This is a genomic window from Variovorax sp. 10L426, assembly GCF_056395305.1.
This window is the reverse complement of sequence record NZ_JBFTJF010000021.1, coordinates 1-25,899: the sequence shown is the minus strand read 5'-3', so window position 1 is coordinate 25,899 and position 25,899 is coordinate 1. Positions and strand designations below refer to the sequence as shown.

Sequence of the window (25,899 nt, the reverse complement as noted above, 5' to 3'; positions counted from 1 at the left end):
TCAGGTCTCCATCGCGCGCCTGAACGCTGCCGCCACGCGTGCCGGTCCCGGGAAATACGCCCATTCCAGCGCATGCGGATACGGTGTATCCCAGCCAGTCACGCGTTCGACGGGCGCCTCCAGGTGATAGAAACAGTGTTCCTGCACCAAGGCCACGAGTTCCGCCCCGAAGCCGCTGGTGCGCGTCGCTTCGTGGGCAACGACGCAACGGCCGGTCTTCTTGACGGATGCGACGATCGCCGCCAGATCCAGGGGCCAGAGACTGCGCAGATCGATGATCTCGGCATCGACACCGCTTTCGGCCGCAGCCGCTTCCGAGACATACACCATCGTGCCGTAGGTCAGCACGGTCAGGTCGGCACCGGTGCGGAACACCGCGGCCGCATCGAGCGGCACTGTGTAATGACTTTCGGGCACCTCGCCGAGCGCGTGCTGCGACCAGGGCACCAACGGTCGGTCGTGATGGCCGTCGAACGGGCCGTTGTACAGCCGCTTGGGTTCGAGAAAGATCACCGGGTCGTCGTTCTCGATCGACGCAATCAACAGACCCTTGGCATCGTAGGGATTGCTGGGCATCACGGTACGAAGACCGCAGACATGCGTGAACAGGGCTTCCGGGCTCTGGCTGTGTGTCTGTCCGCCATAGATGCCGCCGCCGCAGGGCATGCGGATCGTGAGTGGTGCGCTGAAGTCGCCGGCCGAGCGGTAGCGCAGCCGCGCCGCCTCCGACACGATCTGGTCCGAGGCCGGGTAGAAGTAATCGGCGAACTGCACTTCGACCACCGGGCGCAGTCCGTAGGCCGCCATGCCGATCGCCGAGCCGACGATGCCGCCCTCGGAGATCGGGGCATCGAAAACGCGCGAGCGGCCGTACTTCTCCTGCAGGCCTTCGGTGCAGCGGAAAACACCGCCGAAGTAGCCGACATCCTGACCGTAGATCACGACGTTCGGATCGCGCTCGAGCATCACGTCCATCGCCGAGCGCAGGGCCTGCACCATGGTCATGCGCGCCATGGTCAGCCACGCGCCTGCCGCAACTGCTCTTGCAGATGCGCCGGCATGTCCTTGTAGACGTCCTCGAACATCGACTCGATCGGCGGGACATGACCGTCGATCAGCGTGCCGCCATAGCGCTCGGCCTCCTTCAGTGCGGCGGCGACGTCGGCCTCGACCTGCGCTTGCGTGCGCTCATGCTCTTCGTCGGACCAGGCGCCCAGGCCGACCAGGTGCTGCTTCAGCCGCGCAATCGGGTCGCCCAGCGGGAAATGCTGCCAATCGTCGGCAGGCCGATAGCGCGACGGGTCGTCCGACGTCGAGTGTGCGCCAGCGCGGTAAGTGACCCATTCGATCAGCGTGGGCCCGAGATTGCTGCGCGCCCGCTCGGCCGCCCAGCGCGACGCGGCGAGCACCGCGAGAAAGTCATTGCCATCGACGCGCAGCGAGGCGATTCCGCAGCCGACGCCGCGCGCCGCGAAAGTCGTTGCCTCTCCGCCGGCGATGGCCTGAAAGGTCGAGATGGCCCACTGGTTGTTGACGACGTTGAGAATCACCGGCGCACGGTAGACATGCGCGAAGGTGAGCGCCGTATGGAAGTCGGCTTCGGCGGTGGCACCGTCGCCGATCCACGCCGAGGCGATCCTGGTGTCACCTTTGATCGCCGAAGCCATGGCCCATCCGACCGCCTGGATGAACTGCGTCGCCAGGTTGCCGCTGATCGAGAAGAAGCCGGCTCGCTTGTATGAGTACATCACCGGCAACTGGCGCCCTTTCATCGGATCGCGCCCGTTGCTCATCAACTGGCAAACCAGCTCGGTCATTGGAATGTCGTCGCGCGCCAGCAGCAGCCCCTGCTGGCGGTAGGTCGGAAAACACATGTCGCCCGGCTGGATGGCGAACGCATGGGCCGTCCCGATGGCTTCCTCGCCCAGGCATTGGATGTAGAACGAGATCTTCTTCTGCCGCTGCGCAATCAGCATCTTCGCGTCGAAGGCTCGCGTCTTCATCATCGCGCGCAGGCCGCGCTTGAAAAGCGGCACGTCGGCCTCCGGTGCCCACGAGCCGACCGCGCGGCCGTCCTGGTCGAGCACGCGCACCAGCGTGAAAGCGAGGTCGGCAGTGTCGACCGGTGACACGTCGAGCGCCGGCTTGCGCACGGCGCCGGCAGGCGACAGGTGGAGGTAGGAAAAGTCGGTCTCGTGACCCGGTCGCCCGGTCGGCTCGGGCACGTACAAGCGCAGAGGTTGCGGCGATTTCATCTTCGTCCCTCGGCGCGGGCCTGTCACGCCATCGGGAAAGTATGCGCCACCCGGCGCATTGGAGGAACAGGAACGGCTTCCGGCCGAAGCGACTGCTATTGAGGAATGACGCGGGCTGCGTCGCCGTTGCCCTGGATGAACACCCGCTGGCCCACACGCAGGCCGGGGGTGACCGGCTGGGTCACTTCGACCAGCACGCCGCTGTCGGTGCGAACGAAGACTTCCTGCCCTGGCATTGGCTGCGCGGCCCGGTTGGCGATCTCGGCGCCGGCCATGGTTCCGCCCACGGCGCCCGCGACCATGGCGACATCGCGTCCCGTTCCTCCGCCGATCAGGCTGCCCAGGCCGACGCCGGTGAGGCCGCCGACGACGGCACCCACGCCCGTGTGCGCCGGGCTTCGAATGGTGGTCGGCGTGATCTGCTCGATCTTGCCCTGCCTGATCGACATGGGCGCCGATTGCGGACCGCCGGGTGCAGCGCAGGCGGTCAGGACAAGCGCAGTGGCGAGAGCGGCAATGCGGGAGAAGAGAGGGAATGCCATGGAGATCGATCCTTGTGTATGACTGTCAGCGCGACAGTTTGGACTCGATTCGCGTCGGCACAGGCATGTTCGGCCGGCTTCCTTCTTTGGCTGTCTTCTGCTAGACAGGGCCTAGCGCTGTGCGCGCCAGTTCAGCACGGCGCCGACCGCCATCAGCACGCAGGTCGCCAGGAACACGAAGCGCATTCCGAAATGCCCGCCAATGAAGCCGCCGAGCAGCGGCCCGACGACCTGCCCGGTGTATTGCGCGGACACCGAGTAACCCAGCATGCTGCCAGCCGATCGCTCGGGCACGCTGTGCCGGATCACATGCGCGATGCACGGCAGCAGGCCACCAAGCGACAGGCCCATCAGAAAGCGCAATGCGACCAGTTGCCAGCTTGCGGTGACGAAAGCCTGCGGGATCAGCAGCACCGCGGATACCGCGAGGCAGCCCACGATCACGTTCCACGCCCCCACGCGGTCGGCGAGCTTGCCCAGACGCGCGGCCGAGAGAATGCTCCCCAGGGCCGCGGCGGACATGACGAGGCCGGCGACCATCGTGACATGGCGCGGGTCGCCGACGAGCTGCTGCACGTAGACGGTGATGATCGGCTCTATCGACATGTTCGCCAGCATCAGCAGCGTGCCGGTGACGAACATGACGACCACGGGCCGCTTGTTCTCGACGCTCGACCAGCCGCCGCGCGACTTCGCCGTCTTCGCGGCGGGCGGCTTCTTGTCTTCGCGAATCAGAAACAGTGTTGCCAGGAAGGCCACGAAGATGACCGCGCCCGCCGCGAAGAAAGTCCAGCGGATGCCGATCAACGGCGGCAGCGCGCCGCCGATGAGCGGGCCCGCCAGGCTGCCGGCCATGATGGCCGACGACAGCGTGCCGAGCGCCCAGCCGGAGCGTTCCTTGGGCGTCTGCGTGGCGATCAGCAAGGTCGAGCCCGAGGCATAGCCGCCGAGGAAGCCCGCGAGCAGTCGCAGTCCCACAAGCTGCCAGACGTTCTGTGCGGTGCCGATGAGCGCCATGGCGACGGCCATGCCGAGGCTTGCGCGGATCAGCATCAACTTGCGGCCGTACAAGTCGGCGAGGCGACCCCAGAGCGGCGCGACGAATGCCGCGGACAGAAAGGTCGCGCCATAGGCTGCGCCGGACCATTGCGCGATGCCCGCGGGATCTTTCACGCCGAGTTGCTCGACGAAGAGCGGCAGGAACGGCAGCAGCAGCGTCATCGCCACGATCGTGGTGAACGAGCCGAACATGCAGACGTAGAGGTTGCGGCGCCAGTGCGAATCAACGGGCGAGGCCGCTGCGGATTGCGGATCGGGACGCGTCGCGGAAGGAGTCGTGGAGGGGGTCGCGGAGGGGGTCGTGGAAGAGGACATGGGCACGCAGGCATCTTAGGACGATGCTCCTGCACGAGCCGTGCTCATCGGCGGGGTGGACCATCGCGCGGCGCGACGGATGCCGGGTCCAGTCCGGCCCGCCGTTCAAAAGCCCAGCGTGGGGTTGCGACGGGCCTCGTCGCGCCGGCGCTCCTCGCGCACGAGGTTGCAGCGCGGGTGGCGGGCGTATTCGGCCTTGTCGCAATGCGCGGCCTCGCAGCGCGCGGCAAAGACGAAGTTGAGCGTTTCGCAGCCATGGCGCGGATCGAGAGCCACCTGACGTGGGGGCGCTGCCGCGCGCGGTGGCGACCGACGGTCGGGCTCGGTCGGAGCGGCCAAGGCGACCGGCGGCGCGGGCGCGACGGGCGCCATGGCGGGGCCGGGCGAAAGTTCGATCTCGCCCGGCGCCAAAGACGCGACAACCGGAACAGGGTCGGCGGGCTTGGGCGTCTCGGGCTTCACCGGCGCGACGGCGACCGCGGCGGGCGCAACCACCGCCGGCTTGGCGGCAACGCTCACCGCGCTCACCGCGCTCACGGCGCTTGCGACGCGCGCGGCCTTGGGCGGCTCGCGCGTTGCCTGCGCATACCAGCCCACGGTCAGCGCCGCGACAAGCAGTGCCACGCCAAGGGGAAACAGGGGTTCGCGCACCGCGCGCCTCGTGACGGCCGCCAGCCGGGACGACGGTCGGGCGGCGGCCTCTGCGTCGCGTGTCCGCATGGTCTCCAGCAAGGAGGGCGCAGTAGCCACGAAAGCGGGCAGCTTGCGGGCGCAGCCGTGACAGAACATCGCTGCATCGCGATTTTCGGTGTGGCAGACGGCGCAGATCACGGCCATTCAAGACTCCGGTGCGTTGGCAAGATGATGCGTCACTTTCGTTGCACGGCGCTGCAATGTCTGCCAGTCGCTTCCTACTTTCTGCCCGATCGTCGAACGGCAGAATCCGTGGCACCCCGCGTTAGCATCACCCCCAAAACCCTACATCACTTGGAGACACCCATGCAATTGTTTCGCCGTCTTTCGTTCGCAGTCAGTCTCGCCGCGGCATTCGCCGCCGGCAGCGCGGGCGCACAGACCTGGCCCACCAAGCCGATCCGTCTCGTCGTGCCGTTCTCGGCCGGCGGCGCCAACGACCTGATGGCGCGCGCCGCCGCCGAAGGCGCTTCCAAGGTGCTCGGCCAGCCGATCGTCGTCGACAACAAGCCTGGCGCGGGCGCCATCCTCGGTGCGGACATCGTGGCCAAGAGCGCGCCGGACGGCTACACCTTCCTGGTGAGCGCCGCGGGCGTGATTTCCAACAGCATGATCAAGAAGACCATGCCCTACAAGGACGGCGAACTGGTGCCGGTCGCATTGATCGGCCTCGCGCCCTCAGTGGTGGTTGTGCCGGCCGACGCGCCCTACAAGGACCTGAAGGAATTCGTCGCGGCGTCGAAGAAGGCCGGCAGCGGTTTCCACTGGGCGACCGCCGGCACCGGCAGCACGCCGCATTTCGTCGAAGGCATTCTTGAAACCAAATACGGCGCCAAGCTCGACGTGGTGCCTTACAAGAGCGGTTCCGAATCGATCACCGCGGTGCTCGGCAGCCAGGTCGAGGCCACGTCGGAGGCCAGCATCGTGGTGCTGCCTTACGTCAAGAGCGGCAAGCTCAAGGCGCTGGCCGGCACATGGACGCAGCGTATTTCCGCCTACCCCGAGCTCCCGACGGCGAGCGAGGAAGGATTCCCTGAAATCCGCATCGCGCACTGGGCCGGCGTGCACGCGCCGCGCGGCACGCCCGACGCGATCCTCGACAAGATGGCCGATGCGATCGACAAGGCGATGAAGATGCCGGCGACGGTGGAACGCCTCAAGAGCATGGGCATCGAGCCCATCGGCGGCACGCGTGCCTCGTTCGTGAAGTTCGTCGACGAAGAGCGCACGCGGCTGGGGAATGTGGTCAAGGCCACCGGCATGAAAGAAGACTGATGCAATGACAACCTGCAAGACCCTTCGCGCGGTGTTGGTGCCGGCGGCACTCGTGCTTGTGCAGAAGATGCAGTAGGTGCTGCTCGCGTCAAACCTGTCCTGGAGGTGCGTTCGATGAAGACCGATATGCCCGAGAAGACGCCCGAGCCGACTCGGATCGTCGTGCGCGAGGATCTGCGCGGTGTCGCGACGCTGTGGCTCAACCGCCCGGCGCAATTCAATGCGCTTTCGGAGGCGATGCTTGACGCGCTGCAGGCGCAACTGGATGCGCTGGCCGTCGACCGCGAGGTGCGCTGCGTGGTCATCGCGGCCAAGGGCAAGGCCTTCTGTGCAGGGCACGATCTCCGCGAGATGCGCGGCAAGCCTGAACTTGCCTACTACCAGGCGCTTTTCGCCCGCTGCAGCCGCGTCATGCAGGCCATCCAGGCGCTTCCTGTGCCTGTCATTGCGCGGGTGCACGGCATTGCGACGGCCGCGGGGTGCCAGCTCGTGGCCGGTTGCGACCTGGCGATCGCGGCGCAGTCGGCCCGATTCGCGGTGTCGGGGATCAACGTCGGTCTCTTCTGCTCGACACCGTCGGTGGCGCTGTCACGGAACATGTCGGCGAAGCGTGCGTTCGACATGCTGGTCACCGGGCGCTTTGTCGACGCCGCAACCGCTGCGGACTGGGGCCTGATCAACGAGGCCGTTGCCGACGAGGCCCTGGATTCCGCCATCGCGCAGAAGGCCGCCGAGATTCTTGCAAAGAGTGCCGCCGCAGTGCGCTACGGCAAGGCCATGTTCTATCGGCAACGCCAGATGGCGCTCGCCGAAGCGTATGCCTACGCCGGCGACGTCATGGCGCGCAACATGATGGAAGAAGATGCCGGCGAAGGCGTCGATGCATTCCTGGAGAAGCGCCCGCCCAAATGGGCGTCCTGACTTGATCGGACCACCCACTCAACGTGGACTGACGCGACGCCCGCGTCGCCGGCGCCAGCGCCGCAGTAGAGCGACAAGAGCGATGACTCCCGCGATGATGGCGCCGATCCGCAGCGCCGCGCGACCGCCGGGCTGATCAATCGTCCGGTCCCACAATGTCCGAGGGGATTCCCCCGACACGGGCAACGCAAAGGCGACCACGGCGTCGCTGGTCTCTGTTCCGACCTCACCGTGGCCGCCGGCGGCGACGACGACATACTGTCGTCCGTGCCAGACATAAGTCATCGGCGTGGCCATCGCCGACGCGGGAAGTCGGCCACGCCACAACTCGACGCCGCTCGTCGAGTCGAACGCGCGCAGGTAACGGTCCATCGCTGCGCCGATGAACACCAGGCCGCCGGCCGTCGCGACGGGTCCTCCGAAGTTCGGCGTCCCGGTCGACAGCGCGATGCCAAGCGGGAAGAGGTCTTCGGTCGTCCCGAGCGGCGCCTCCCAAAGGATCTTGCGCTGATTCAGGTCGAGCGCAGCGATCGTTCCCCAGGGCGGCGGGTTGCAGGGCATGCCGATCGGCGAAAGCAGGGTCTCCCGAATCATTGCGAACGGCGCTCCGGACTGCGGGCTCACTTCCTTGCCGGGGTTCGCCGCCTTGGTCGCCGCGAAGTCGGCGCGCGGGATGAGTCGCACGACGTGAGCGGCTCGCGTCGTGTTGACGAAGACGACGCCGCGCGGATCGACCGCCACGCCGCCCCAGTTGGCGCCGCCGCCGGTCATCGGAAAGATGATCGTTCCCTGCACGCTCGGCGGTGTGTAGAGGCCTTCGCTGCGCAACGAGGCGATGCGATCGCGGCACGCACCGCGGTCCCACGACGTGTAGCCGTACGCGTTGTCCGCGCGCAGTGTCGACGGCACGAGCGCCGGCATGTCGGAAGGAAAGGTCTGAGTCGGCGAGAGCATCTCGCCGGGTGCGCCGCCTTGTGGCACGGCACGCTCCTCCACCGGGAAGACCGGCGCGCCGGTGTCGCGGTCGAGAACGAAGACGAAGCCTTGCTTGGTCGCCTGGACGACGACGTCGCGAGGGCGGCCGGCGATGGTCAACGTGGTCAGCGTCGGCTGCGCCGGGAGGTCATAGTCCCAGACGTCATGCTTGACGATCTGGAAGGCCCAGGCGAGCGTGCCATCGGACGCGTGCAGCGCGACCACCGAATTGGCGTGTTCGTTCGCGCCCGGGCGCAGACCGCCGTAGAAATCCGGGCTGGGACTCGACGTCGGCAGGAAGACCAGGCCGCGCTTTGCGTCCACCGACATCGGCGCCCAGACGTTTGCCGCGCCCGTCGTCGTGCCGGGTTGCGGCACGAGTGGCTCCCAGCTCCAGCGCGGCGTGCCGCTGCGCGCGTCGAACGCGCGCACGCGCCCCGAGGGCGCCGAGACGCGGGCGTTGTCGGCGATCGACGAACCGACGACCACGACGTCGCCGACCACGACCGGCGCCGACGACACTTGGAATTCGCCTGGCCAGAGAAGCTCGCCGGCGTCGATCTCGATTTGGCCGCCGTTGCCGAAGCCGGCGCAGCTCCGGCCGGTGCGCGCGTCGAGTGCGATCAGGCGCCCGTCGGTCGTCGCGCTCACAACGCGCAGCGCGCAGGACGCGTCGGCCGGCGCCGCGGGATCGCGCCACTGCGCGACGCCGCGACAGTTGAAGCGATTCGCAGGCCGCCGATCGATCGCGACCTTCGGGTCGTAGCGCCAGGCCTCGGCACCCGTCGCCGGGTCGAGAGCGATGATCTCGTTGAAGGACGAGCACAGCACGAGCTTGTCGGCGACGAGGATGGGCGTCGTCTCGAACTTCACACGACGCATCAGTCCTGCAGGGCGGCTCAACGCGTCGCCGGTGCGATAGAGCCACTGTTGGCGCAACTCGTCGACGTTGGCGGGCGTGACGAGCGCCGCGTCGCTGTAGCGTCGCCCGCCGGCGTCGCCGCCATACTCCGGCCAGTCAATGTCGGGCGACAGGGCTCCCGGCGCGGCGACAGGGCACGACAACGCAGCCGTCACGCCAAGAATGAAGGGGGCGAGGGGACGTCGTACGCGTTTCACAAACGCAGATCAATTTGCAGGTGATCCGCCCCCGACTGCCGCGAGACCGTCGCCTGCACATTGCCACCCCTGCGGCACAAACTGAGGTCGACGGCGCCTTGGGGCAAGCGCAGGTCGCGCAGCACAAGCGCATCGATCTCGTCGGGCAGAACCGGTTGCTCAACCACAATGCGTCCGTGCATGGCGTCAATGTCGATGCCCAAGCAGCCCTGCAGCAACATGAACACCGAGCCGGCGGCCCAGGCTTGGGGCAGGCATGCCACCGGATAGGAGACCGGCGCCTCACCATTGACCCTTTCGAAACCGCAAAACAGTTCGGGCAGACGCATACCCATCAAGCTGGCACATTCGAACATCTCGCTCGTCAATCGCGCCGTGCTGTCCCGCTCGCCGTAGCGCGCCATGCCGGCAGCGCATAACGCCACGTCGTGGGGCCAGACGGACCCATTGTGGTACGACATGGGGTTGTAGCGAATGGCCTTGGACGACAGCGTGCGCAGCCCCCATCCCGACTCGAGGCCGGCAGCAAGCAGTTGGCGCGCGACGGCCCGACCGCGCTCGGCGCCTGGCAATCCCACGTACAGCAAGTGCCCTGGGTTGGAGGCATAGACGCGACACGGCGCACCGGCACCATCCAGCGCCAGGGCGTAGAACTGCATGTCTTCCTGCCAGAAGCGCGCCTCTACCCGCTCCCGCCAGGCCTCGGCTGCCTCCGCGTAGGGCGCGACTGCCGTGTCATGCCCAAGCCACTTCGCCAGCAGCGCCATTCCTTTCAGTGCAGCGACCGCGTAGCCTTGAACTTCGACCAGCGCAATTGGTCCTTCGGGCGTGCGCCCATTCTCGTGGAAGATGGCGTCGTGGCTGTCCTTCCAACCCTGGTTGGCCAAGCCGGAAGCCTGCGCACGCGCGTAAGACAGAAATCCGCCATACCGACTCGCATTGCCCAGAATCCAGGCGGTCGCGGCCACCAGCGCAGGCCACAGTTCCGCGATGAAGGACCGATCCGCGGTGCGCCGGGCATATGCAGCCGCCAACGCAACGAACAACGGCGTTGTGTCCACGCCGCCATAGTAGCGGCCGAAGGGCAGTTCACCCATCGCCGTCATTTCGCCCTTGCGCAGTTCATGCATGATCTTGCCGGGCTCCGCATCGTGAAAGGCAGACGTCTCCCGAGCCTGATGGCTGGCCAGGTAGGCCAACACGCCGCGCGCGAGGGATGGCTTGAGCCAAAGCGTTTGCAGCGCGGTAATGATTGCGTCGCGGCCGAAGGGGGTCGAGAACCAAGGAATGCCAGCATAGGGATAGGGCCCTGTCGGCAGTGCAGTGGTCAGCAACGCAAGGTCGGCTTCCGACCGATCCAGCCAGGCCTGGAACTGCCGGGCGGATGTCCGCACGCGCGCACCGGCGCGCTGACGAGTGCGCATGCTGCGACGTGCGGCAGCGCTCGCGGCTCGAAACTGCGCGCGCGTCGGTGCCAGCGCAGCCGGGCCGATGTCCACATACAGGACAACATCCTCGCGACCGTTCAGGACAAGGTCGAAGCGGCAGCGTTTCTCGTCGATGGCGGTAGGCTGGATCGAGAACACCACGCGGGTTCGCCGCTCCACGCCATCCAGCCCTCGGTATCCCAATTCGACGCCCTTGCTATGCACCCTGGCGGGCAGAAATTCGCCCCGCCGGGAACGGCGCTCCCCACGCACCTCGAAGGTGTCGCTGAAGTCCGCACCGTAGGCCAGGCTGAGCTGAAGGCGTGTGACCGCTATGCCGTAGTTCCTCAAGGTGATGCTCTCGCGTAGCAGCCCGTCCCACAGGAGGCGACGCCGCTCGATGTGCACCACGCCCTGCGGCAAGGATTCGTCCCCGAGCGGGGGCAGCGGTCGGTTGGTGGCATGCGCGGTGAAAAACACGTTGTCACGGCTGACCGCGCTGGACAGCAGGGTCGGCCGTACGCCTCCCAGCAACAGGTAGAAGCTCGACAGCAGGCGTGTATCTTCCAGAAAGAAGCCATCGCCCGAACCCGCGATGTCGCCATAGGGGTCGGCAACCACGAAGCCGTCGCCATCCTTGAGGACGTAGAGATGCTCGGGCGTGCGCGGCTCCGATGCGTTCGCCGTTGCGGGCTGAGGGTGCGGCACTGCCTGCGGATGGGGCGTGTTCATGCCACCTCGATTTCGTGCAGACGGTGGTTGCCAGCGAGTTGCCAATACAGGCGGGCGTAGCGCTTGGCCATCGCCTGCGCAGTGAAGCGCTCATCGAACGCTCGGCGCACGCGTGCGCGCGACAGCTCTCCGATACCGTGCACTGCCTTCACGGCCCCAGCGATGTCGTCGACGATGAGACCCGAGACGCCGTGCTCCACCACCTCCGGGACCGAACCGCAACGCCAGGCGATGACGGGTGTGCCGCACGCCATCGCCTCGATCATCACCAGGCCAAAAGGCTCGGGCCAGTCAATTGGAAACAGCAACGCCCGCGCGCCACCCAGGAACGCGCTCTTCTCGGAGTCGCCGATCTCGCCCACGAAGTCGATCAGCGGATGGCCCAGCAGGGGCTGGATGCACTCGTCGAAGTAGACGCGATCCACGGCGTCCACCTTGGCCGCAATCTTCAGGGGCACACCAGCCGCGATCGCGATCTCGATCGCCCGATCGGGTCGCTTTTCCGGCGAAATCCGCCCCAGGAAGGCGAGGTAGCCCCTTTGGGCCCGTGGACTGAACTGGTAGTGATCGGGCAGCATGCCATGTTGCACCGTGGCATACCAGTTGGCATCCGGCAGCGGGGCGCGCTGGCTGCTGGAAATGGACACCAATGGATACGAATGCCAGCGTGCATAGACGCCGCGCAGGTCGTCGATGTCGAGCCGACCATGCAGGGTCGTGAGCGTGCGTTCCGGCATGCCCTCGAAGAAGGGAAAGTGGATCAGGTCGACGTGAAAGTGGATGACGTCAAATGCATCGGCACGCCGTCGCACTTCGTGAATCATGGTGAGGTGGCTGGCCAGGTCCGAGTTCAGGCGCCCGCGGTCCAGCCGCAGAGGCCGGGCGCGTGTCGCGACCAGCCTGGCCTTGGTCTGTGTCTCGCCGGCGGCGAACAGCGTGACCTCGTGGCCCTGATCGACCAGAGCGTCCGTGAGATGGGCCACCACCCGCTCCGTGCCGCCATACAGTTTCGGCGGCACCGCCTCGTACAACGGGGCCACCTGTGCAATCCTCATGTCATTGTTCCGATCCAGTGCTGGTTGCGATGCGCGCGATGCGCATCACAAGGTCCGATTCCGGGTTGCGCGGCCATTCCTGATGGGCGCGATGTCTTCTGGCACTACTCGATGCCCTTTCCGGTCGGCTCGTGCAGATCGTGCTCGCGCACCAGGATGGGCTCGACGGAGCCGGCTGCGAAGCGGCGACGCACCGCGTCGTCGATCTCCTGTGAATGAAGCGCGTAGGTGTCCATCGGCTCATCATCACTGGCGCTTGGCCGATAGCAGTAGTGCAATGTTTCCCTGCCAATGCGCGCACCGACGAACTCGCCGTCAATGGGGACCCAAAAATGGACGGACCCCGATGGTTCATGAAAGAAGGGAGGGTTCGACATCATCAGTCCTGGGATTGCTTTCGCGGTCATCGATCCAGAGCGCCGCTTTTGTTTCAATCGCCCGGATGGCATCGCTGCCATCGGCGAATTGCCTGCACGACATGATGTGGCACTTGCATGCCTCGGCGAAATACAGCGTCGCGCCGGCAGCCACTGTGCCTTCGAAAGATACGTTCGTGAGGTTGCTGCGTATTTCCCAGCCGTGATAGGGGAGTCGCTTGGAGTCGCTGTCGTAGTCCATGGTGTTTGCTCGAAAAGGGCGGCGCCCAATCTCCCCTTGTAGAGCCGCGGCCGGTTCTCGTCTGTTCGTCAGCGCACAGAACACACCCTTTCCTTCGCGCGAAGTCAGAGCAGTCCCTCGTAGCTTTTGCTGTCCGCTGCATAGCAGGCACAGGCCATCGCTTCGAGTCCTGGGCGATCGAGCACCTTGAGGGTGCCGCGGCTGTATTCGATCAATCCGTGGCGCTGCAAGCCACCGGCGGCCAAGGTGATTCCAACGCGGCGCACGCCCAGCATGTACGCCAGAAACTCCTGGGTGACATGGAAACTGTCGGCGTGGGCGCGGTCCTGGCTCATCAAGAGCCAGCGCGCAAGACGCGGACCGATCTGATGAAAACGCAGGCATGCGGCAGACGCCGCCAACTGGGACATCGAGACATGGGTGTAGCGGTCCAATATGCGCCGCAGCGCCGGGCGAGCCCCAAGCTCGCGACGGAAATCGGCGGCTGTGATTCGCCAAGCGGCACCAGCGCCTTGCACCACCGCGTGCAATGGCGCGTTCACCACGCCAAGAGCAAGCTGCAATCCCAGCATGCCTTCGCGGCCGACCATTCCGACTTCCAGACCGGGATGGTTGTCGATTCGCGCGATCAGCGAAATGAAGCCATCGACAGGAAAGTAGACGTGACTCGTTTCCGTGCCTGGCTCGTACAACACTTCGCCCAGCGACAGCTCGATGGAAGCGCAGGCCGTGAGCAGAGACCGGCGGTCGTTGCGCGGCAACAGTTCGATGAGATGGTTCTCGGCAGCGGCCAAGGCGTTCTCCCGGTGCTTTGCTTGGATACGCCAGTCTGCGCGAAGCCGCGAGGCGCGACTGTGTGCCAGCGCACAGAGCAGCAAATGAATTGCCGCGCTCCGTATGAGCGGTATCGAACAGACGCGGTGCGTGTTCCCGGTCAAAGTGCGGCTTGCGCCCCGTGGCTCGGGGATGCAGGGGTCGATATGGTGATCGTCATCAGAGAGGTACCGCGGGAGGAACGCCCCGACTTGGTCATCAACTGGCTGCGCGCCTCCATTTGGGCGCTTGTGGAAGGTCGACCCTATTGCGTCGTGGCCTTGCAAACGAACGCGGAGCATTCTGCACAAGAGAGCCTGCGCAGAGATCGCGAGGCCACTTGAGCCTTGCCTCCAAACGTCTCGACGGCTGCTTCTAGATCGCGACCTGCTTTGGGAGGAGCCTGTCGTATTCCTTCTTGACCACTGCGTAGCACTCGCAGGAGCGAAGCTCGAGCCCCGGACGATTCAGCACCGAGATGCGCCCTCGCGAGTAGCTGATCAGGCCTGCCTTTTGCAGCTTGAGGGCGCCTTCGGTCACGCCTTCCCGACGCACGCCGAGCATGTTGGCGATCAGCTCCTGGGTCATCACGAGCTCGTTGCCCTGCAGCCGGTCCAGGCTCAGAAGCAGCCAGCGGCACAGTTGCTGGTCGAGCGAATGGTGCCGGTTGCAGACCGCCGTTTGCGCCATCTGCGTGATCAGCGCCTGGGTGTATCGCAGCAGCAGGTGCAGAACCGGTCCAGCCCGGTTGAATTCCTCCTTGAGCACCTGGGACTTGAGCCGGAAGCCGTGACCGGCGCTTTGCACGACCGCTCGACTGGGCGTGGACTCGCCGCCCATGAAGAGCGAGATACCCACGATGCCTTCATTGCCGACGACGGCGATCTCCGCAGATGCGCCGTCCTCCATCACGTACAGCAAGGAGACGATGGCGGTGGTCGGAAAGTAGACGTGGCTCAACGTGCTGCCAGACTCATACAGTACCTGTCCCAGCGGCATCTCGACCGCTTCCAGCTGCGGGAGCCAGCGCCGCCATTCAGCATCGGGAAGCGCCGAAAGCAGCTGGTTCTTTCTCGGTTCGGGCATGGGCATAGTCTTTCTGTTCGCTATCGCACAGATCGACCTTGTAATGTACGGCGGCGCACAGACGAGTGGCACGCATTGTTCCAAGCTCCGATACGACAGTCTGTCGGCGCTGGTAGAGGTTGCTTCGGCACCCGCCCATCGAGGGCGGTTCCTCGATGCCGACGACTGTTCCCATTTTCCCCGGCGGGCGACGATGTCCCCGTCGGGCTTTTTGGGTTCCACGGCCGGCACGCATCATGGACATGCATATTTAGGAGAACCGTATGAGCCTCGGCACTATCTTGTTGATTGTCCTGGTCCTGATGCTGATCGGCGCCTTTCCCTCGTGGCCTCACAGTAGCAGTTGGGGCTACGGGCCCGTCGGCGGATTGGGGCTGGTATTGGTTGTCGTCGTCGTACTGGTGATGACGGGCCGGGTGTGACAAAGGCGCGCGCTGTCGCCTTCATCCAGGTGGGCGATGTCGTCGAGGTGCTTTGACCCCGATGGACGACGCCGACAAACTCGAAGCGGTACTGCGCTATCACGAGCGCACCAAGCACCAGTTTCACCGCTATGCGCGTTCCGCCGGCGCGCTGGATTGGGTGAACCAGCCCAACCCGTTCCGTCGATACGAGGGGGCGCCGCTCACGCAGTTTCCCATCCTTGTGGCGGACGAAGAGCCGGTGTCGCCTCGCTACGAGGACATCTATCGGTGGGGCTCGGTGCCGAGCGCGCCGCTCACGATCCGCTCGCTGTCGCGCCTGTTCGAATACGCGCTGGCGCTGTCGGCCTGGAAGCAGGCGGGCGGCACGCGGTGGGCACTGCGCAGCAACCCATCGAGCGGCAACCTGCATCCCACCGAGGGCTATCTGCTGATCGGCGTGTTTCCCGGGCAGGCGCTCGCGCCCGGCCTGTACCACTACGCGCCGAGTGAACACGGCCTTGAACGGCGCGCGCATGGTTCCGCCGAATGGTTCGCGCTGTTGATGCGGGAGTTTCCCCCACAGGCCTTTCTGGTCGGCCTCTCGTCCATCCACTGGCGCGAAGCGTGGAAGTACGGCGAACGCGCATTCCGCTATTGTCAGCACGACGCGGGTCATGCCATCGGCACGCTTCGCATCGCCGCCGCGACCCTGGGTTGGAGCGCTGTCGTGTTGCACGGCCTGGCAGATGAAACCATCGAAGTCTTGCTGGGGCTGAACCGCGCCGAGGACTTCGCAGGCGCCGAGCGCGAACAACCGGAACTCGTCATGCTCGTCTGGCCGAGCGATTCGGCGGGGCCGTGGTGTGCGGGCCCGCAGCGCGCGCTGCCGCTCGGCCTTGATCCGCTGCTGGCGCGCGAGCTCACGAAGCAAGACTGGTGCGGAACCGCGAACCGGCTCAGCCGCGACGACCCCGTCGCATGGACCGTCATCGACGAGGTGGTGCTCGCCTCACGCAAACCGATGGGACAGCGAGATGCCTTGGACCTGTTCGACGCACCTGCCCCGGCGCATCCAACCGCAGCGTTCCCAGACGGGCCGTCGGCCGGGCAGATCATCCGCCAGCGGCGCAGCCTCCTGGCCTGCGACGGCCGGACATCGATCACGACCAAGCGCTTTTACGGCATGCTCGCGCGTGTGATGCCACGCGTGGAAATGGAAACGAACCAGCGGCCACTGCCCTGGGATGCCATGGCCTGGGAGCCGCGCATCCACCTCGCCTTGTTCGTTCATCGGGTGGACGGACTCGAGCCAGGGCTGTACGTACTTGTCCGCGACCCGGCCAAGCTGGACAAGCTGAAGCGCGCCATGCATCAGCACTTCGACTGGTCTACGCCCCCTGGATGCCCGGCGGACCTTCCCCTTCGCAGGCTGGAAAGCGGCGACGCGAAGCAGCTTGCGACGCAAGTGAGCTGCTTTCAGGACATCGCGGGCGATGGGGTCTTTTCGCTCGGCATGATCGCCGAGTATCGAGACGCCTTGTTCACGCACGGGCCCTGGTTCTATCGCCAGCTCTTTTGGGAAACGGGGGTGATCGGGCAGGTGTTGTATCTGGAGGCCGAAGCGGCGGGCATAGGTGCCACGGGCATCGGCTGCTTCTTCGACGATCCGGTGCACCGGGTGTTCGGTTTCAGCGACCTGGAGTTCCAGTCGCTCTATCACTTCACGATCGGCGGCCCGGTGGAAGACAGCCGACTTACCACGCTGGAGCCCTATGGTGCGAGCAGTTCACGCACTTGAAGCAAGCAATGCGTCGTACTTCATCAGGTCTATGCCTGGGTCGCGAGACGCCCCGTCGCCAACTTCATGCCAAGGTCGAATGCCTCGTGAAGGCTGTTCGCCTTGTGCTGCGTGGGGGTCTCCGTCAGTCGATCGGTGCCCCCCTGGTTGTGGTGAAGATAGACATGAAACATCCATTGGTCTTCGCGGATGTCGTACCCAGCCACAACTTCAAAGCGGGTACCCTGGTAAGTGCCCTGCATCACGTGACGCGGCCCCGTTTCGGTCTGCAAGAGATTCTCGATTTCTTCCATTGAGATCGTCTCCGGTGAATGCACAGAGTATGGACTGTCGAAACCATCGCTAGTCAAGCATCCTGCGCGGAAGCTTGATGGTGAAGACACACCCCGTGCCAGGTACGTCTCGAACGGTCAAAACGCCTCCGTCAGCCTCCACGTTTCGTCGCGCGATGGAAAGACCGAGTCCCAACCCGCTCTTGTTGTCACCGACCTGGACAAAGGATTGGAAGATGCGTGAGGTAGCTCCTGGAGGAAGTCCTCCGCAGTGGTCCTTGACGTCGATCAAAACATAGTCACCTTCGGCGTAGGCGCTCAGTGTCACCTCGGTGTGGGCGTGGGTGAACTTGAAGGCGTTCTGCAGCAAGTTCACCAAGGCCGCCAGGAGACGCTCCCGATTCCCGGAGATGCCCAGCGCGGCATCGACGTCGAGGACCGAGAACGTGCAGCCCTTGCCGCTCGCCTCGAGCGAGGCGGCATTCCTGGCGTCCGCGACGAACAACGCGACCGAAAAGGGCGCCTCCTGCGGAGCTTCGGCTGTGCCCCTGACCTGAGACAGCGACAGGTTGAGCAGGGCCGCTAACGAAGTCAGGCTCCTTTTCAACACGGCGCCGGTTGCACCACCGATTGGAACCCTTCCCGATTCCAGGGCCGCGAATGCAAGCGTTGCAGTGTGCAAATAATTCCGCAGCTCATGGACCAGCATGCCGAGGCGCTCGTTCTCCTCGGCAGTCTGCTGAAGTGCCATGCTGGCGTCCCGCCAGACGGCGAATTCCGTGACCGCGTCGGCGATGGCGTTGTCGAGGCAACGGTTCAACGTGCGGAATTCGTCGACGGAAAACGGCGCATCGAGCTCCACCGCGAGGTCCGTGATAGCTTGGCAAAGGTCGCCGTAGTCATGCACCACCTGGTCGACGGTAAACCCCAGCTCCAAGAGCGCCTTGCCGTGCGCAGCGGCGCTCAGGCCCATCTCGGACAATTCGCTCGCATCACCGCCAGCGGCGCCGGAAATCCGGATGCTCTCGCCAACATCACCGTCTTGTCGTGCTTCCAGCGCTCTCATCAACTGGTCCAAGAACAGCGGAATTCCGTTGGCGAGCTGCGCTTCGGTCGCGGCCCGTCTGGGTCGGTGCGCGACCTTCACCTTGCAACGTTCAATCAACTCCTCTCGGTGGTTGAATGTGCTTGTGCACGAAATCGCAGACCGCCTGTACGCGGCCCCAGCCGGTCGGTCCGGTCCCAAAGCGCTGCCAGGCAAAATCGGACAGCAGGTCGGTTTCGCAGTAGCGGCTACCCAGCAGGTAGAGCAAAGTGGACTCGGGCAGGTACTCCACCGGCGTCTGCGGCGCCGAGGGCACGACGATGTCCAGCGCGCCGCTGTCGTGGATCACGGTATCCGTACTCAGCACAAAGCGGCCGGCGGGTGCGACCAGGCGTGTGCACCAGTTACCAAACAGATCGCGGTACGCAGTGGTGGGCACGGCCGGCTTCGTGAGCAGATGGTCCGGGCGCAGGAGATCCGAGGCGCGCGAGTAATGAATGCTGAGGGTCAGGATCATCGGCGTCGCCTGGGGAAACTGGTAGGCGATTTCAAAACCGAGCTGGATATTCATCCGCCCATGATGCGCCTTGATTCGCACTTCCGCAGGGACTGCTCGGATTGGTTCACAAAATGTCCTCGCCGCTGCTCGTGCGGAGGTGGTCAGCTTCATCGCCGAGTGCAACTCATCGATCCATACTATCGGCATCGAACTCAGCCGCGCCATCGCGGACTTCGTCGGACGCGAGGCTTTGCTGGCCGAAGCCCGGTCGGAAATCCTGCAGAGCATCGGCGCCCGGGACATCGTGGTGTCGCCGAAGGCAGCACATTTCGCGGTGACGGGTATCTGGCGCTATGACAGCGCCAGCGTCGCCGCATTGGCCGCAGCGCTGGAGTCGCAGCGCGATGCCTATCGCACCGGCAAGCGCGCGATGCCGACGTCGCCGCAGACACGACTCGGCCAACTCCTGCGGAAGAAGAAGTCCTGAGTCAATTCGTGCTGGGAAAAAAAGCCTAAAGCCATAGAGCCCAAAGAGCTCGCTCCGTTTTGCCCGCGATCACGCCGCAGCGCCTCCGTCAACGTCGAGTGAAATGCCCGTGATGAAGCTGGCGTCGGGGCTTGCGAGGAAGGCTACCGCCGCCGCGATCTCTTCGGGCCGGCCATAGCGGCCGAGCGGAATGGCGGCCTTCTGCGCGGCGGCGAAGTCGCCGTCCTGCGGGTTCATCTCTGTGTCGATCGAGCCTGGCTGCACGGTGTTGACGGTGATGCTGCGCGGGGCGAGGTCGCGCGCCCAGCCGCGGGTGTAGGCGGACACTGCTGCCTTCGTCGCCGAATAGTCGGCAACACCCGGCCAGGGCGTGCGATCGGCGGCGGCGGAGCCAATCGAGATGATGCGGCCGTTGTCGCTGATGAGCGGCACTGCCGCGCGCACGGCGGCGGCCACGCCGCCGACGTTGATAGCGAACTGACGTTCCAAGGCGGCGACGTCGCTGTCGGGCGCGCCGACCTGACCGACCACGAACACGCCGGCGTTGTTGACGAGGATGTCGAGCTTGCCGAAGCGTCGCGCGGCATTGTTCACCAGCGCTTCGACTTGCAGTGGGTCGGCTTGGTCGGCCTGAAAGGCTGCGGCACGCGCGCCCAGATCCTTCAGTTCCTTGACCAGCGCCTCGGCACGGTCGGCGGAGGCCGAATAGCTGATGGCGACATCGGCGCCGTCGCGCGCCAAGCGGCGCGCGATGGCGGCGCCGATGCCGCGTGAACCACCGGTGACGAGGGCGACTTTGTTGGCGAGGGGCTTGGACATGCTGTTCTCCGGGAAGGTGGGTTGTGATGGGAGCACTCGCTGTCGAGTCGACAGCGAGGCTCGGTTCATGAGGAGGCCGAGGTACTACGCTGCCACGGCGTCCGCGGCAGCAACGACATTCGTGGCGACGTCGATGTTGCCGTGAACGGCCTTCGAATAGGGGCACATCTCATGCGCTGCACGCGCGATGGCCTCTGCCACGTCGAGTGCGACGCCGGGCATGCGCACATCGATCCGCGCCTGGATGAAGTACGCGTCGCGGATCTGGCCGAGATCCACTTCGATGTCGACTGACATGTCGGAGGGCAGCGGCACCTTCTTCGCCTTGGCTGCGACGCCTAGTGCGCCCGTGTAACACGCCGACCAAGCGCCGGCGAACAGCTGCTCCGCGGTCGGATGCAACTGGATCGCCTTGAGTACGATTTCATTGCCGGCCTTGCCAGGAGTCGACATCTGGATGTCGACGCGCTCATCGCCGCGCGTGGCGCCCTCACGGCGGCTGGCCGTCGTATGGGTCTTGCCCGTCATCAGCACGGTTTGGATTTTGGTGGTCATTTCGGATTCCTTTTCGGTTTGGTTAGCCCTGTCATCGAGGAGCGCAGTCGCTTGTATGCGCCGTGCGCCATTGGCATCGCGATAGGGCGGGGATCGCTTGCCGGGAACGGATGGAAGGAGGAGGAAAGAGAAGTGGTGAGTGGCGATGGCATGAAGTGTCGGGTCGGACCCTGCGCTGACCAAGATGGTGGACGGGACATGTTTATTTCCACTTCGCTAATAATTCGGCGATGGACCAGATCGCAGCTATGCGTGTGTTCGCCCGGGTCGTCGAAGCCGGCACCTTCACGCGGGCGGCCGACTTGCTGCAGATGCCAAAGCCCAGCGTGACCAAGCTGGTCCAGCAACTTGAGAGCCACTTGCGTGTGAGGCTGCTGCAGCGTACGACGCGGCGTGTCACGGTGACGCCGGAGGGCGCGGCCTACTACGAGCGCATCTCGCGGGTGCTGGCCGAGATCGACGACATAGAGGCCGATGTCACGAATGCACAGGCCAGCCCCAGAGGCCGTCTGCGTGTGGACATCGGCTCTTCGCTGGCCAACCGAATCCTGATTCCCAGGCTGCCAGCGTTCCACGCGCGCCACCCCGACATCCTGCTCGAGCTCGGCGTGGGCGACCGGCCGGTCCACCTGATCGGCGAAGGGGTGGATTGCGTGCTCCGCGGCGGCGTGCTGAGCGATCCGTCGCTGGTGGCCCGCCGCGTCGCGCAGATGCCCTACATGACCTGCGCGACGCCCGACTACCTGAAGCGCCACGGTGTGCCCGCGACGCCGGCCGACCTGCTCGATGGGCACCGGGTGGTGAGCTATTTCTCGTCGCGCACGGGGCGCTACATTCCGCCGCGCTACGAGCGCGGCGACGAGCGCATCGAAATCAATGGGCATGCCGTCATCGCGGTCAACGAAAGCACGGCCCACCTGACGGCGCTGCTGGCCGGGCTCGGCATGGCGCAGACCTTTGCCTTCATGGCGCAGCCGCACGTCGAGAGCGGCGCGCTGGTCGAGTTGCTGGTCGACTGGGAACCGCCGCCGATGCCCGTGTCGGTAGCCTACCCGTCCAGCCGGCACCCGAGCGCCAAGCTGCGTGCCTTTGTCGACTGGACGGTGGAGGTGTTCGCGCCGTACGGTTCCGCCCGTCGACGGTGAGAGGACACAAACGTCTGCAGCAGCTCCTGCGCAACGAACCGATGAGAACCTGACCCCAGTCAATCGCCGCCAACCTGGCAGCCCCCGCCCGAGCGAGGCTCTGGCGCCGGATCAAGGCGCTATGAATGTCCGCGGGGCGGCAGGTAGCCCCCGGCCGCTGCGCCAACGATGCTCGGCGAGACCACCGATTTGACTTCAAAGACCGGCGACGGAAGCACGCGCTCAACAGAATGAGCGTTCAGTTTCCCGCACGGAAACGACTCGTGCCGCACTAGGGCGTGACGGGTCATCCCGCGGTCGGCTGATGGAAGAACAAAGCCGGGCACCCCTGACGCACTCATCCTGACGAAGGAAGTCCCGGCACCACAAAGAACTTTTCACGAGACGATTCTGTGTTCATTTCTGCTTCGCTGCGCTCCCTCGCCACTTATCGCCGCACTGCGGTTTCCAGCGCTGCCTTGGCCTTGCTCGCCATGAGCACGTCAGCGCTTTCGATGGAGATCGACACCGGCAATCCGGATATCGTCCTGCGCTGGGACAACACCTTGCGCTACAACCTCGGCCAGCGGGTGCAGGGCCAGGACAAGGCGATCCTCGGCAACCCCAACTTCGATGACGGCGACCGCAACTTCAACAACCACTCGCTGATCGCCAACCGCCTGGACCTGCTCAGCGAGATGGACCTTGTGGTGGACAAGAAGTATGGCTTCCGCCTGAGCGGCGCGGCCTGGGCCGACGGCGCCTACAACAGCCTGGACAACCACAACAACGCGACGGCCAACACGCTGTCCTATGGCCTGCCGACGGCCGGCATCCTGTCGCCCTACACCAGCCGCTACGCCAAGGGCCCTTCGGGCGAACTGCTGGACGCCTTCGTCTTCGGCAACATGGACTTCGGCGACACGAACGTCGGCCTGCGGCTGGGCAAGACCACTGTCTACTGGGGCGAGAGCCTGCTCGGTGGCGGCGCCATCCACGGCATCTCCTACGGCCAGTACTCACTGGACCTGTGGAAGGCGCTCGCCACGCCCGGCATCGAGGCCAAGGAGATCTACCGCCCACGCAACTCGGCCACCCTGCAGGTGCAGCCGAGGCCCGACCTGTCGCTGTCGGCACAGACTTTCTTCGACTGGGAGAGCGTGCGCTATCCGGAGTCGGGCAGCTACCTGACGGTGAACGATGCCTTGCTGCACGGCGGCGAATCGCTGATCGCCGGACCCGGCCAGCGACTGCTACAAGCCACGAGCGGTGATCCGAACAAGACCGGCGACTTCGGCTTGTCGGCGCGCTGGAGCCCGGAGTGGCTGGACGGTACCGCCGGCCTCTATGGCCGCCGCACGGCAGACATCCAGCCGCAGCTCGCCCTCATGCCTGCCGTAGCCGCGGGCGTGCCCGCCGCAGCCTGCACGCGCGCCGGACTGCGCCCCGTCGGCCCGAGCACCTGCTACATCAATCCAGGCGCGGCCACACTGCCCCAGATCCAGGCCGGCTATGTCGGCCAGTACCAGGCTTTCTACGGGCGCGACATCGACATCTATGGCCTGAGCCTGTCCAAGAGCGTCGGCGGCCTGAGCTTTGGCGGGGAACTGAGCTACCGCCGCAACATGTCGCTGCAGAGCGTGCCCGTGCAGGTGTTGCCCGCACCGCTGGTCAACCCGGCCACCGGCGCCATCTCGCTCGCACAACTCGCGCAACTCGGCAACGATGCGCCCGGCGCTCGCGGCGACACCATGCACGGTGTGTTCAATCTGCTGGGCACCGTCTCGAAGACCGCGCTCTTCGACAGCGCCACCTGGAATGCCGAACTGGTGTGGAATCGCTGGCTCAGCGTCACGCAGAACCCCGGTGCCTTCAAGGGCAGCGCGCTCTACGCGGCCAACCCCGCGAACGTCGATGCCGTCAGCAAGGACTACTTCGGCCTGGGCCTGAACTTCACGCCCACCTGGTACCAGGTGTTCCCGAGCGTGGACATCTCCCTGCCGCTGAGCTGGTCGGGCGGGCTGTCGGGCAACTCGGCCGTGCTCTCGGGCGGCAACAAGAACGCCGGCACCTACGGTATCGGCATCGCCGCCGACGTCCGTGCCAAATACAACATCGCGCTGCGGTACGTCGGCTTCTACGGCGACTACAGCACCACGGCCACCGGCGCGATGAACGTGCCGAACGGCACCTACGCCAGCCTGTCCGACCGCGGGCATGTGCTGTTTACGTTCAAGGCGACCTTTTGAGTCGTCCAACCTCAACCACAACGGAGACAAACCCATGAACACCCGCCCCCTCTGGGCTGGCGCGCTGATCGCGCTCGCCGCCCAGTCCACCCTGGCCGCCGTTTCGGCCGACGAAGCGAAGAAGCTCGGCACCACCCTCACGCAAACCGGTGCAGAACGCGCAGGCAACGCCGACAAGTCGATCCCAGAGTACACGGGCGGCCTCACCACGCCGCCGGCCGGCTACGAGAAAGGCTCGGGCATTCGCCCTGACCCCTACGCCGCCGAGAAGCCCCTCTACGCGATCACCGCGCAGAACATGGCGCAGTACGAAGGCAAGCTCACCGCCGGCACCAAGGAGCTGCTGAAGAAGTACCCGACGATGCGCGTGGACGTGTACCCCTCGCACCGCTCGATGGCCTTCCCGAAGTACGTGCTCGACAACACGGTGAAGAACGCCACCGCCGTGAAGACCACCGATGACGGCGTCGGTCTCGAAGGCACCTACGCGGGCATTCCCTTCCCGATCCCCAAGACCGGCAACGAAGTGATGTGGAACCACCTGCTGCGCTTCACCGGCCAGAGCTACTTCACGCAGTACGACTCCATCAACGTCGACGCGTCGGGCAAGGCGGTGCTGGCCACCACGGGCCAGATCTACATGGACTACCCGTACTACGACCCGAAGCGCACCGGTGCATCGACCGACAACGACATCTACTTCCGCACCAAGATCGCCTACACCGCGCCAGCACGCCGCGCCGGTGAAGCGCTGCTCGCGCAGGACTACATCAACCCGATGAAGAACGGCCGCCGCGCCTGGCAGTACCTGCCCGGCCAGCGCCGCGTGAAGCTCGCACCCGATATCGCCTACGACACGCCCAACCCCGGCTCGGCCGGCGCTTCGACCTACGACGACGCCTGGGTCTTCAACGGCGCGATGGACCGCTACGACTTCAAGCTCGTGGGCAAACAGGAGATGCTGATCCCCTACAACACCTTCAAGCTGGTCTACGCGAAGGACCCGTACGCCGTGACCACGGCCAACCACCTGAACCCGGACTTCGTGCGCTGGGAGCAGCACCGCGTGTGGGTCGTCGAGGCGACGCTGAAGGCCGACAAGCGCCACATCTACGCCAAGCGCACCTTCTATGTGGACGAAGACAGCTGGATCGCCGTGGCTTCGGACCAGTACGACGCACGCGGGCAGCTCTATCGCGCGGGATTCGTCTACACGAACCCTTCGTACGAAGTGCCGGCGCCGGCCGCCATGGGCCAATCCGTCATTGACTTCACCACGGGCGGCTACAACGTCACCGGATTGATGGGCGCCTACAACGTCGGCCTGAAGTACACCGACCCGCTGTCGGCCAACGCGTGGTCGGCCGATGCCTTGGCCGGCTCCGGCGTGCGCTGAAGCGGAGTGGACGTGCAACGCAGAAGCATGCTGCTGGCGGTGCTCGGCTCGGTGGCCGTTCCCGGCGCAGGAGCGGCCACCGTCAGCGAGGTGCTGGACCGGCCTGCTCGAATGAGCGCGCTGGCGGATCAGCGCCTCATCACGGGCATCGCGCGAGCCGGCGAGCGGCTCATCGCGGTCGGCCAGCGCGGCCACATCGTGCACTCCGAAGATGGCGGTCGCCATTGGACGCAGGTGCCGGTTCCGGTCAGCTCAGACCTCACTGCCGTGAGCTTTGTTGATGGCAACGTCGGCTACGCGACCGGCCATGACGGCGTGGTGCTCGGCACGCGCGACGGCGGGCAGAGCTGGACGGGCCTGCTCGAC

26 protein-coding genes are annotated in these 25,899 nt (G+C 65.5%); 9 read left to right on the top strand and 17 right to left on the bottom strand.

Translation table 11 applies throughout. The features are described from left to right. The 5 genes from AC1DHL_RS25145 to AC1DHL_RS25125 form a co-directional block, all read right to left on the bottom strand. The gene (locus AC1DHL_RS25145) at positions 1-1,014 is read right to left on the bottom strand and encodes an alpha-ketoacid dehydrogenase subunit beta (RefSeq protein ID WP_478163747.1); all 1,014 of its coding nucleotides are present in this window, start codon (positions 1,012-1,014) and stop codon (positions 1-3) included. A gap of 2 nt (positions 1,015-1,016) precedes the next feature. Beyond that, complete coding sequence (locus AC1DHL_RS25140; protein WP_478163746.1) at positions 1,017-2,255, bottom strand: thiamine pyrophosphate-dependent enzyme; 1,239 nt, start codon at positions 2,253-2,255, stop codon at positions 1,017-1,019. A gap of 95 nt (positions 2,256-2,350) precedes the next feature. After that, on the bottom strand, positions 2,351-2,797 hold the full coding sequence (locus tag AC1DHL_RS25135) for an outer membrane lipoprotein (RefSeq protein ID WP_478104359.1): 447 nt from the start codon (positions 2,795-2,797) through the stop codon (positions 2,351-2,353). A gap of 111 nt (positions 2,798-2,908) precedes the next feature. Beyond that, the gene (locus AC1DHL_RS25130; RefSeq protein ID WP_478163745.1) at positions 2,909-4,171 is read right to left on the bottom strand and encodes an MFS transporter; all 1,263 of its coding nucleotides are present in this window, start codon (positions 4,169-4,171) and stop codon (positions 2,909-2,911) included. A gap of 105 nt (positions 4,172-4,276) precedes the next feature. Beyond that, positions 4,277-5,008 (bottom strand): hypothetical protein, encoded by a 732-nt coding sequence (locus AC1DHL_RS25125; RefSeq protein WP_478163744.1) that lies wholly within the window; start codon positions 5,006-5,008, stop codon positions 4,277-4,279. Positions 5,009-5,170: 162 nt separating this feature from the next. Between AC1DHL_RS25125 and AC1DHL_RS25120 the strand changes: the two genes are divergently transcribed. Together AC1DHL_RS25120 and AC1DHL_RS25115 are read left to right on the top strand one after the other, a co-directional pair. Further along, positions 5,171-6,139 (top strand): Bug family tripartite tricarboxylate transporter substrate binding protein, encoded by a 969-nt coding sequence (locus tag AC1DHL_RS25120; protein WP_478163743.1) that lies wholly within the window; start codon positions 5,171-5,173, stop codon positions 6,137-6,139. 126 nt (positions 6,140-6,265) lie between these two features. Further along, positions 6,266-7,060, top strand: coding sequence for an enoyl-CoA hydratase (locus AC1DHL_RS25115; protein WP_478163784.1), 795 nt, complete (start codon positions 6,266-6,268; stop codon positions 7,058-7,060). Positions 7,061-7,078: 18 nt separating this feature from the next. On the opposite strand, the gene AC1DHL_RS25110 is transcribed toward AC1DHL_RS25115, so the two are convergent. From AC1DHL_RS25110 to AC1DHL_RS25080, 7 genes are all read right to left on the bottom strand, one after another. Next, positions 7,079-9,154: a pyrroloquinoline quinone-dependent dehydrogenase gene (locus AC1DHL_RS25110; RefSeq protein WP_478163742.1), complete on the bottom strand. Its 2,076-nt coding sequence runs from the start codon at positions 9,152-9,154 to the stop codon at positions 7,079-7,081. After that, positions 9,151-11,313: an amylo-alpha-1,6-glucosidase gene (locus AC1DHL_RS25105; RefSeq protein ID WP_478163741.1), complete on the bottom strand. Its 2,163-nt coding sequence runs from the start codon at positions 11,311-11,313 to the stop codon at positions 9,151-9,153. Before AC1DHL_RS25105 ends, AC1DHL_RS25110 begins: the two co-directional genes overlap by 4 nt. Continuing rightward, a complete protein-coding gene (locus tag AC1DHL_RS25100) occupies positions 11,310-12,368 on the bottom strand; it encodes a glycosyltransferase family 4 protein (RefSeq protein ID WP_478104348.1) in 1,059 nt (352 codons plus the stop codon). The genes AC1DHL_RS25105 and AC1DHL_RS25100 overlap by 4 nt, the downstream gene beginning before the upstream one ends. A gap of 104 nt (positions 12,369-12,472) precedes the next feature. After that, positions 12,473-12,604 (bottom strand): hypothetical protein, encoded by a 132-nt coding sequence (locus tag AC1DHL_RS25095; protein WP_478104346.1) that lies wholly within the window; start codon positions 12,602-12,604, stop codon positions 12,473-12,475. Positions 12,605-12,719: 115 nt separating this feature from the next. Further along, entirely contained in the window at positions 12,720-12,986 is a 267-nt protein-coding gene (locus AC1DHL_RS25090; RefSeq protein WP_478163740.1) for a hypothetical protein, read from the bottom strand. A gap of 104 nt (positions 12,987-13,090) precedes the next feature. Further along, positions 13,091-13,780, bottom strand: coding sequence for a Crp/Fnr family transcriptional regulator (locus tag AC1DHL_RS25085; RefSeq protein WP_478163739.1), 690 nt, complete (start codon positions 13,778-13,780; stop codon positions 13,091-13,093). Positions 13,781-14,174: 394 nt separating this feature from the next. Further along, entirely contained in the window at positions 14,175-14,891 is a 717-nt protein-coding gene (locus tag AC1DHL_RS25080) for a Crp/Fnr family transcriptional regulator (protein ID WP_478163738.1), read from the bottom strand. Between the two features lie 257 nt (positions 14,892-15,148). Here AC1DHL_RS25080 and AC1DHL_RS25075 point away from each other — a divergent pair, with 257 nt between their 5' ends. Together AC1DHL_RS25075 and AC1DHL_RS25070 are read left to right on the top strand one after the other, a co-directional pair. Beyond that, positions 15,149-15,307: a DUF3309 family protein gene (locus AC1DHL_RS25075; RefSeq protein ID WP_478104338.1), complete on the top strand. Its 159-nt coding sequence runs from the start codon at positions 15,149-15,151 to the stop codon at positions 15,305-15,307. A gap of 61 nt (positions 15,308-15,368) precedes the next feature. Next, positions 15,369-17,087 carry a SagB/ThcOx family dehydrogenase gene (locus tag AC1DHL_RS25070; protein ID WP_478163737.1) on the top strand — a complete coding sequence of 573 codons (1,719 nt, stop codon included), beginning with the start codon at positions 15,369-15,371 and terminating at the stop codon, positions 17,085-17,087. Positions 17,088-17,116: 29 nt separating this feature from the next. On the opposite strand, the gene AC1DHL_RS25065 is transcribed toward AC1DHL_RS25070, so the two are convergent. The 3 genes from AC1DHL_RS25065 to AC1DHL_RS25055 are packed head-to-tail and all read right to left on the bottom strand — an operon-like array spanning position 17,117 to position 18,975. After that, on the bottom strand, positions 17,117-17,380 hold the full coding sequence (locus AC1DHL_RS25065; RefSeq protein ID WP_478163736.1) for a hypothetical protein: 264 nt from the start codon (positions 17,378-17,380) through the stop codon (positions 17,117-17,119). A gap of 49 nt (positions 17,381-17,429) precedes the next feature. After that, the gene (locus AC1DHL_RS25060; protein WP_478163735.1) at positions 17,430-18,506 is read right to left on the bottom strand and encodes an ATP-binding protein; all 1,077 of its coding nucleotides are present in this window, start codon (positions 18,504-18,506) and stop codon (positions 17,430-17,432) included. Positions 18,507-18,516: 10 nt separating this feature from the next. Beyond that, entirely contained in the window at positions 18,517-18,975 is a 459-nt protein-coding gene (locus AC1DHL_RS25055; protein WP_478163734.1) for a transglutaminase-like domain-containing protein, read from the bottom strand. Positions 18,976-19,060: 85 nt separating this feature from the next. Here AC1DHL_RS25055 and AC1DHL_RS25050 point away from each other — a divergent pair, with 85 nt between their 5' ends. Continuing rightward, on the top strand, positions 19,061-19,390 hold the full coding sequence (locus tag AC1DHL_RS25050) for a hypothetical protein (RefSeq protein ID WP_478163733.1): 330 nt from the start codon (positions 19,061-19,063) through the stop codon (positions 19,388-19,390). A gap of 69 nt (positions 19,391-19,459) precedes the next feature. Here the strand turns inward: AC1DHL_RS25050 and AC1DHL_RS25045 are convergent, their stop codons facing one another. Both AC1DHL_RS25045 and AC1DHL_RS25040 read right to left on the bottom strand, forming a co-directional pair. Beyond that, the gene (locus AC1DHL_RS25045; protein ID WP_478163732.1) at positions 19,460-20,209 is read right to left on the bottom strand and encodes an SDR family NAD(P)-dependent oxidoreductase; all 750 of its coding nucleotides are present in this window, start codon (positions 20,207-20,209) and stop codon (positions 19,460-19,462) included. A gap of 84 nt (positions 20,210-20,293) precedes the next feature. Next, a complete protein-coding gene (locus tag AC1DHL_RS25040; RefSeq protein ID WP_478163731.1) occupies positions 20,294-20,764 on the bottom strand; it encodes an Ohr family peroxiredoxin in 471 nt (156 codons plus the stop codon). A 230-nt stretch (positions 20,765-20,994) separates the two neighbouring features. Here AC1DHL_RS25040 and AC1DHL_RS25035 point away from each other — a divergent pair, with 230 nt between their 5' ends. The 4 genes from AC1DHL_RS25035 to AC1DHL_RS25020 all read left to right on the top strand — a co-directional run. Beyond that, on the top strand, positions 20,995-21,909 hold the full coding sequence (locus AC1DHL_RS25035; protein WP_478163730.1) for a LysR family transcriptional regulator: 915 nt from the start codon (positions 20,995-20,997) through the stop codon (positions 21,907-21,909). Positions 21,910-22,301: 392 nt separating this feature from the next. After that, complete coding sequence (locus tag AC1DHL_RS25030; protein ID WP_478163729.1) at positions 22,302-24,137, top strand: DUF1302 domain-containing protein; 1,836 nt, start codon at positions 22,302-22,304, stop codon at positions 24,135-24,137. A gap of 34 nt (positions 24,138-24,171) precedes the next feature. After that, positions 24,172-25,533, top strand: a complete 1,362-nt coding sequence (locus AC1DHL_RS25025; protein WP_478163728.1) for a DUF1329 domain-containing protein — start codon at positions 24,172-24,174, stop codon at positions 25,531-25,533. Between the two features lie 12 nt (positions 25,534-25,545). Further along, positions 25,546-25,899: WD40/YVTN/BNR-like repeat-containing protein (locus tag AC1DHL_RS25020; protein ID WP_478163727.1), on the top strand; the 354-nt coding region annotated here is incomplete at its 3' end.

Coding starts and splice junctions, on each gene's coding strand:
- AC1DHL_RS25145 (WP_478163747.1), bottom strand. CDS start 1,014: ATGGCGCGCATGACCATGGTGCAGGCCCTGCGCTCGGCGATGGACGTG.
- AC1DHL_RS25140 (WP_478163746.1), bottom strand. CDS start 2,255: ATGAAATCGCCGCAACCTCTGCGCTTGTACGTGCCCGAGCCGACCGGG.
- AC1DHL_RS25135 (WP_478104359.1), bottom strand. CDS start 2,797: ATGGCATTCCCTCTCTTCTCCCGCATTGCCGCTCTCGCCACTGCGCTT.
- AC1DHL_RS25130 (WP_478163745.1), bottom strand. CDS start 4,171: ATGTCCTCTTCCACGACCCCCTCCGCGACCCCCTCCACGACTCCTTCC.
- AC1DHL_RS25125 (WP_478163744.1), bottom strand. CDS start 5,008: ATGGCCGTGATCTGCGCCGTCTGCCACACCGAAAATCGCGATGCAGCG.
- AC1DHL_RS25120 (WP_478163743.1), top strand. CDS start 5,171: ATGCAATTGTTTCGCCGTCTTTCGTTCGCAGTCAGTCTCGCCGCGGCA.
- AC1DHL_RS25115 (WP_478163784.1), top strand. CDS start 6,266: ATGCCCGAGAAGACGCCCGAGCCGACTCGGATCGTCGTGCGCGAGGAT.
- AC1DHL_RS25105 (WP_478163741.1), bottom strand. CDS start 11,313: ATGAACACGCCCCATCCGCAGGCAGTGCCGCACCCTCAGCCCGCAACG.
- AC1DHL_RS25100 (WP_478104348.1), bottom strand. CDS start 12,368: ATGAGGATTGCACAGGTGGCCCCGTTGTACGAGGCGGTGCCGCCGAAA.
- AC1DHL_RS25095 (WP_478104346.1), bottom strand. CDS start 12,604: ATGGACACCTACGCGCTTCATTCACAGGAGATCGACGACGCGGTGCGT.
- AC1DHL_RS25090 (WP_478163740.1), bottom strand. CDS start 12,986: ATGGACTACGACAGCGACTCCAAGCGACTCCCCTATCACGGCTGGGAA.
- AC1DHL_RS25080 (WP_478163738.1), bottom strand. CDS start 14,891: ATGCCCATGCCCGAACCGAGAAAGAACCAGCTGCTTTCGGCGCTTCCC.
- AC1DHL_RS25075 (WP_478104338.1), top strand. CDS start 15,149: ATGAGCCTCGGCACTATCTTGTTGATTGTCCTGGTCCTGATGCTGATC.
- AC1DHL_RS25070 (WP_478163737.1), top strand. CDS start 15,369: ATGGACGACGCCGACAAACTCGAAGCGGTACTGCGCTATCACGAGCGC.
- AC1DHL_RS25065 (WP_478163736.1), bottom strand. CDS start 17,380: ATGGAAGAAATCGAGAATCTCTTGCAGACCGAAACGGGGCCGCGTCAC.
- AC1DHL_RS25055 (WP_478163734.1), bottom strand. CDS start 18,975: ATGAATATCCAGCTCGGTTTTGAAATCGCCTACCAGTTTCCCCAGGCG.
- AC1DHL_RS25045 (WP_478163732.1), bottom strand. CDS start 20,209: ATGTCCAAGCCCCTCGCCAACAAAGTCGCCCTCGTCACCGGTGGTTCA.
- AC1DHL_RS25040 (WP_478163731.1), bottom strand. CDS start 20,764: ATGACCACCAAAATCCAAACCGTGCTGATGACGGGCAAGACCCATACG.
- AC1DHL_RS25035 (WP_478163730.1), top strand. CDS start 20,995: ATGGACCAGATCGCAGCTATGCGTGTGTTCGCCCGGGTCGTCGAAGCC.
- AC1DHL_RS25025 (WP_478163728.1), top strand. CDS start 24,172: ATGAACACCCGCCCCCTCTGGGCTGGCGCGCTGATCGCGCTCGCCGCC.